Origin of the sequence: Staphylococcus sp. GDY8P47P (assembly GCF_016892225.1) — a bacterium.
Classification (GTDB): Bacteria; Bacillota; Bacilli; order Staphylococcales; family Staphylococcaceae; genus Staphylococcus; species Staphylococcus borealis.
Window position 1 is genome coordinate 1 of record NZ_JAFENV010000004.1, and the last position, 6,325, is coordinate 6,325.

Annotated in this window: 7 protein-coding genes; 4 read left to right on the forward strand and 3 right to left on the reverse strand. The window is 33.2% G+C overall.

Annotation, left to right across the window (positions count from 1 at the left end; genetic code table 11):
• Positions 1–112 (reverse strand): rRNA adenine N-6-methyltransferase family protein (locus JVV30_RS00040; RefSeq protein ID WP_275430011.1); only part of this gene is annotated, 112 nt, incomplete at its 3' end.
• An 84-nt stretch (positions 113–196) separates the two neighbouring features.
• Positions 197–256 (reverse strand): 23S rRNA methylase leader peptide ErmCL, encoded by a 60-nt coding sequence (ermCL, locus tag JVV30_RS00045; protein ID WP_002503927.1) that lies wholly within the window; start codon positions 254–256, stop codon positions 197–199.
• Positions 257–612: 356 nt separating this feature from the next.
• On the opposite strand from ermCL, the gene mobV reads away from it, so the two are divergent.
• From mobV to tet(L), 4 genes are all read left to right on the forward strand, one after another.
• The gene (gene mobV / locus JVV30_RS00050) at positions 613–1,824 is read left to right on the forward strand and encodes a MobV family relaxase (protein ID WP_032494831.1); all 1,212 of its coding nucleotides are present in this window, start codon (positions 613–615) and stop codon (positions 1,822–1,824) included.
• Between the two features lie 675 nt (positions 1,825–2,499).
• Positions 2,500–3,483, forward strand: a complete 984-nt coding sequence (locus tag JVV30_RS00055; RefSeq protein ID WP_014125933.1) for a protein rep — start codon at positions 2,500–2,502, stop codon at positions 3,481–3,483.
• 103 nt (positions 3,484–3,586) lie between these two features.
• Positions 3,587–3,649 (forward strand): tetracycline resistance efflux system leader peptide, encoded by a 63-nt coding sequence (locus tag JVV30_RS13510; protein ID WP_012779615.1) that lies wholly within the window; start codon positions 3,587–3,589, stop codon positions 3,647–3,649.
• A gap of 33 nt (positions 3,650–3,682) precedes the next feature.
• Positions 3,683–5,059, forward strand: coding sequence for a tetracycline efflux MFS transporter Tet(L) (gene tet(L) / locus JVV30_RS00065; RefSeq protein WP_204192887.1), 1,377 nt, complete (start codon positions 3,683–3,685; stop codon positions 5,057–5,059).
• A 643-nt stretch (positions 5,060–5,702) separates the two neighbouring features.
• On the opposite strand, the gene erm is transcribed toward tet(L), so the two are convergent.
• The coding region (gene erm / locus JVV30_RS00070) for a 23S ribosomal RNA methyltransferase Erm (protein WP_204192889.1) at positions 5,703–6,325 on the reverse strand (623 nt) is incomplete at its 5' end.

Here is a 6,325-nt window from a genome sequence, read left to right on the forward strand (position 1 = left end):
CAATCTCAATAATATTATCATTTGTATTTAAATGTACATTTCTCAAAATTTCATTTATATGATGCTTTGAAGTAATAAAGTTTTGACTATCTTTTATATTTTTTTTGTTCATTATAACCCACTCCTATTTTGTTCATTATAACCCACTCCTATGAGGTTATAATGAATGTTTATATTAACAATCCATTATAACCACTTATTTTTTGTTTGGTTGATAATGAACTGTGTTGATTACAAAAATACTAAAAATGCCCATATATTAATTCTCCTTTTTATGAAATTAGAATAATTATAGCACAAGCTCTGATAAATAATAACATGATGAACGACTGTTAAATTTATACTGCAATTGGGCCCTATTGTTGAATAAAGATACGAGAGATTTCTCTTGTATCTTTTTTATTTTTGAGTGGTAACGAAAGCATCCCCCCTTTGCTGAGGTGGCAGAGGTCGGGTTTTTTTGTTTCTTTTTTTACGAAAAAAAAAGGTCTTAAAAGGTTTTATGGTTTTGGTCGGCACTGCCGACAGCCTCGCAGAGTACACACTTATATGAATATAAAGTATAGTGTGTATACTTTACATGGAAGTTGTACCGAAGTTAGGAGTGTTTATATGTCATTTGTAGTGGCTCGTATGCAAAAGATGAAATCAGGAAATTTGGTTGGGGTGGGTAATCATAATCAGAGAAATACAGACAATCATTCGAACAAAGATATTGATGTTGAACGGTCGTATTTAAATTATGATTTGGTCAATCGGACAGAAAATTATAAACGAGATATTGAGCAATTTATTAATGACAACAAATCAAGTAGTCGTGCTGTCAGAAAAGATGCTGTATTAATAAACGAATGGATCATAACTTCTGACAACCAATTTTTTAAAGATAAAGACGATAAAGAAATTAAAGACTTTTTCGAACAGTCGAAAGATTACTTCGCTGAAAAATTTGGTGATGAGAATATCCGCTACGCTCAAGTTCACTTAGACGAAACAACACCACATATGCACTTAGGTATTGTGCCTTTCAATGCGGAAAAGAAGTTATCAGCAAAGACTGTTTTTAATCGTCAAGCCTTACAGGCGGTACAAGACGAATTACCAAAATATTTAAATGAGCGTGGTTTTGAGCTTGAACGTGGCGAAAAAGGGTCAGAGCGTAAAAATTTAACGGTGCCTGAATATAAAAAGGCAAAGGACGAATTAAAAGAGATGACTACCACGCTGGAACAGCGGAAGTCAGAAGTTTTAGCGTTATCGAACGATAAAACAGCGACTATAAAAAAAGAGAGTTTGGATTTAAAAGACGAAACGAAAACAGTCAAAGTACCTAGTGGCGAAACCATTGGTATTGGTAAGTTGCGACATGAATTTATGAAAAATGAAGAACGTAAAACAGGAAATGTGATTATTTCTAAAGATAAATTAAATGCTTTGATACAAGGCTATGAAGATTTATATAGCTCAAATGAGCGACTAAAGAAATATGCGGAAACTGATTTACCTAAAGAAATCACTAAAGTTAAAGGGAAATATAGCGAATTAGTGAAAGAATACAATGATTTGGTGCGTAAGAGTAATCGGAATATCGAAACACTTGAAGAATTAGAGAAAGAGAATAAATCGCTTAAAAACGAAATTAAGGACATTTACAAAGGGTTTAAAGCGTACTTTAAAGATTCTAAGCAAGTTACAACTGAACAGGTTAAAACGCTTGTTGGTGGCGTTGTAGACAAAGTAAAAGAATTTGTGAAAGGTGGAGAGTTTGAAAAAATTCATAGAAATGAAACTCGAACACGAGATAGAGATGAATTAAGTCGTTAGAAGCTCATATTTGCGTTCTAAGGAGTTTTAAATCAATTCGAGTATATTTATATACCTGTTTGGTCTTTTCGTCGGCATAAGCGTTAAAATTTGCGAAAAAGAAAGCAGTACAAGGGCGAACGTAGTGAGTGCATTTACCCTTGTGCTGCTTTTTTCGTAAATTAGCTTTTGCAAACCGACAGAAAAGCCAACAGGTATGACTGTCTACTCACTTTTCAGAGGCATGATCAAACGCATTGCGTTTGTGGGTGTGGGCAACGCCCACGGTTTTATTGTTTTAGAAATTGGGAAATGGACTGGGGGGAGATTTTGAAAAAATCGACCAACTTCTGGGGGTACTACGATTTAGAACCTAAAAAGAACGAATTTGAACTAACTCATAACCGAGAGGTAAAAAAAGAACGAAGTCGAGATCAGGGAATGAGTTTATAAAATAAAAAAAGCACCTGAAAAGGTGTCTTTTTTTGATGGTTTTGAACTTGTTCTTTCTTATCTTGATACATATAGAAACAACAAGTTTTTATTTTTATAGTTTACATCGCGTTTAAAGTGTTGGTGTGATTGGCTTTATAAGGTTAATGAACCTTTAAAAATCCTTGCACAGAAAAATACCCTATGTTATTGTTTAAGTTACCACACAAAAACAAATTTACATAGGGGGTTTCTGTATTCATTATGTGCAATAATAATAGCATTAATTCAGATGAAAAATCAAGTGTACTAATCGACAAAACAAAAAGTGGAAAAATAAGACCTTGGCGAGAAAAGAAAATGGCAAATGTAGATTATTTTGAACTCTTGCATATTCTTGAATTTAAAAAGGCTGAACGTGTAAAAGATTGTGCAGAGGTACTTGAATATAAAGTGAGTTATGAAACGGGAGAAAAAACGTTATATCGTGTGTGGTTTTGTAAATCTCGATTATGTCCAATGTGCAACTGGAGGAGAGCAATGAAGCATGGTATTCAGTCACAAAAGGTTGTTGCAGAAGTTATCAAACAAAAACCAACAGTTCGTTGGCTTTTCCTTACGTTGACCGTTAGAAATGTTTATGATGGTACTGAATTAAATAAAAGTTTATCGGATATGTCAAAAGGTTTTAATCGTATGATGAAATATAAGAAAATTAATAAAAACTTAGTTGGTTTTATGCGAGCGACAGAAGTAACTGTAAATAATATAGATAATTCTTATAACCAACACATGCATGTGTTGGTTTGTGTAGAAAGCACTTATTTTTATAACACTGAAAACTATGTGAATCAAAAGCAATGGATTCAATTTTGGAAAAGAGCTATGAAATTAGATTATGATCCAAACGTTAAAGTCCAAATGATTCGACCAAAAAATAAACATAAATCTGATATAAAATCAGCCATTGATGAAACTGCAAAATATCCAGTAAAAGATACAGATTTTATGACTGATGACGAAGAAAGAAATTTGCAGCGTTTAGCTGATTTGGAGGAAGGACTTTATCGAAAAAGATTAATTTCATATGGTGGTTTATTAAAGGAAATTCATAAGGAATTAAATCTTGATGACGCAGAAGATGGCGATTTAATACATACAGATGATGAAGAAAAAGCAGATGAAGATGGCTTTTCTATTATTGCAATGTGGAATTGGGAACGGAAAAATTATTTTATTAAAGAGTAGTTCAACAAACGGGCCATATTGTTGTATAAGTGATGAAATACTGAATTTAAAACTTAGTTTATATGTGGTAAAATGTTTTAATCAAGTTTAGGAGGAATTAATTATGAAGTGTAATGAATGTAACAGGGTTCAATTAAAAGAGGGAAGCGTATCATTAACCCTATAAACTACGTCTGCCCTCATTATTGGAGGGTGAAATGTGAATACATCCTATTCACAATCGAATTTACGACACAACCAAATTTTAATTTGGCTTTGCATTTTATCTTTTTTTAGCGTATTAAATGAAATGGTTTTGAACGTCTCATTACCTGATATTGCAAATGATTTTAATAAACCACCTGCGAGTACAAACTGGGTGAACACAGCCTTTATGTTAACCTTTTCCATTGGAACAGCTGTATATGGAAAGCTATCTGATCAATTAGGCATCAAAAGGTTACTCCTATTTGGAATTATAATAAATTGTTTCGGGTCGGTAATTGGGTTTGTTGGCCATTCTTTCTTTTCCTTACTTATTATGGCTCGTTTTATTCAAGGGGCTGGTGCAGCTGCATTTCCAGCACTCGTAATGGTTGTAGTTGCGCGCTATATTCCAAAGGAAAATAGGGGTAAAGCATTTGGTCTTATTGGATCGATAGTAGCCATGGGAGAAGGAGTCGGTCCAGCGATTGGTGGAATGATAGCCCATTATATTCATTGGTCCTATCTTCTACTCATTCCTATGATAACAATTATCACTGTTCCGTTTCTTATGAAATTATTAAAGAAAGAAGTAAGGATAAAAGGTCATTTTGATATCAAAGGAATTATACTAATGTCTGTAGGCATTGTATTTTTTATGTTGTTTACAACATCATATAGCATTTCTTTTCTTATCGTTAGCGTGCTGTCATTCCTGATATTTGTAAAACATATCAGGAAAGTAACAGATCCTTTTGTTGATCCCGGATTAGGGAAAAATATACCTTTTATGATTGGAGTTCTTTGTGGGGGAATTATATTTGGAACAGTAGCAGGGTTTGTCTCTATGGTTCCTTATATGATGAAAGATGTTCACCAGCTAAGTACTGCCGAAATCGGAAGTGTAATTATTTTCCCTGGAACAATGAGTGTCATTATTTTCGGCTACATTGGTGGGATACTTGTTGATAGAAGAGGTCCTTTATACGTGTTAAACATCGGAGTTACATTTCTTTCTGTTAGCTTTTTAACTGCTTCCTTTCTTTTAGAAACAACATCATGGTTCATGACAATTATAATCGTATTTGTTTTAGGTGGGCTTTCGTTCACCAAAACAGTTATATCAACAATTGTTTCAAGTAGCTTGAAACAGCAGGAAGCTGGTGCTGGAATGAGTTTGCTTAACTTTACCAGCTTTTTATCAGAGGGAACAGGTATTGCAATTGTAGGTGGTTTATTATCCATACCCTTATTTGATCAAAGGTTGTTACCTATGGAAGTTGATCAGTCAACTTATCTGTATAGTAATTTGTTATTACTTTTTTCAGGAATCATTGTCATTAGTTGGCTGGTTACCTTGAATGTATATAAACATTCTCAAAGGGATTTCTAAATCGTTAAGGGATCAACTTTGGGAGAGAGTTCAAAATTGATCCTTTTTTTATAACAGGAATTCAAATCTTTTTGTTCCATTAAAGGGCGCGATTGCTGAATAAAAGATACGAGAGACCTCTCTTGTATCTTTTTTATTTTGAGTGGTTTTGTCCGTTACACTAGAAAACCGAAAGACAATAAAAATTTTATTCTTGCTGAGTCTGGCTTTCGGTAAGCTAGACAAAACGGACAAAATAAAAATTGGCAAGGGTTTAAAGGTGGAGATTTTTTGAGTGATCTTCTCAAAAAATACTACCTGTCCCTTGCTGATTTTTAAACGAGCACGAGAGCAAAACCCCCCTTTGCTGAGGTGGCAGAGGGCAGGTTTTTTTGTTTCTTTTTTCTCGTAAAAAAAAGAAAGGTCTTAAAGGTTTTATGGTTTTGGTCGGCACTGCCGACAGCCTCGCAGAGCACACACTTTATGAATATAAAGTATAGTGTGTTATACTTTACATGGAAGTAATTGCCGGAAATAGTGAAAATGCCTCACATTTGTGCCACCTAAAAAGGAGCGATTTACATATGAGTTATGCAGTTTACGGGCCAAGATTGTTTAAGCAAAATAAGATAAGTTAAGGGATGCAGTTTATGCACCCCTTAACTTATCTATTAAATAATTTATAGCTATTGAAAAGAGACAAGAATTGTTCAAAGCTAATATTGTTTAAATCGTCAATTCTTGCATATTTTAAGGCTTGATAAAATTGGTTTTTGGAAAATAGTTTTATGTATTCTTTGTTAACCCATTTCATAACAAAATTTTCATATTGTTTTCTATCTTTGAGTGATATTTTTGAAGGGTGTCTTTTTAATACAATTAACGAGCTATTAACTCTAGGTTTTGGATGAAAGTATTCTCTAGGGATTTTACTTAATATGGATATATCAACTTCTGTCATTAAAAATAGTGCTAGTGAACGATTTGTATTTAGCAACCTTTTAGCAAATCCATATTCCACTATTAAATAACTTTCTGTAGCTGTGCTTTCAAAAACAATTTTTCGAATTATATCTGTACTTATATTGTAGGGTATATTTCCATATATCTTATATGACTTATTTTTAGGAAACTTAAATTGTAAAATATCTTTATTGATAACCTGGAAGTTCTCATATTCAATAAGTTTGTTTTTAGTTATCCTACATAATTTAGGATCTATTTCAATGGCGGTTACATAATTACACCTTTTAGCTAATTCAAACGTGAAATGACCTTTCCCTGAAC

Excerpts from the sequence above, each read along its gene's own strand:
- mobV (WP_032494831.1), top strand. The coding sequence starts at position 613 with ATGTCATTTGTAGTGGCTCGTATGCAAAAGATGAAATCAGGAAATTTG.
- JVV30_RS00055 (WP_014125933.1), top strand. The coding sequence starts at position 2,500 with ATGTGCAATAATAATAGCATTAATTCAGATGAAAAATCAAGTGTACTA.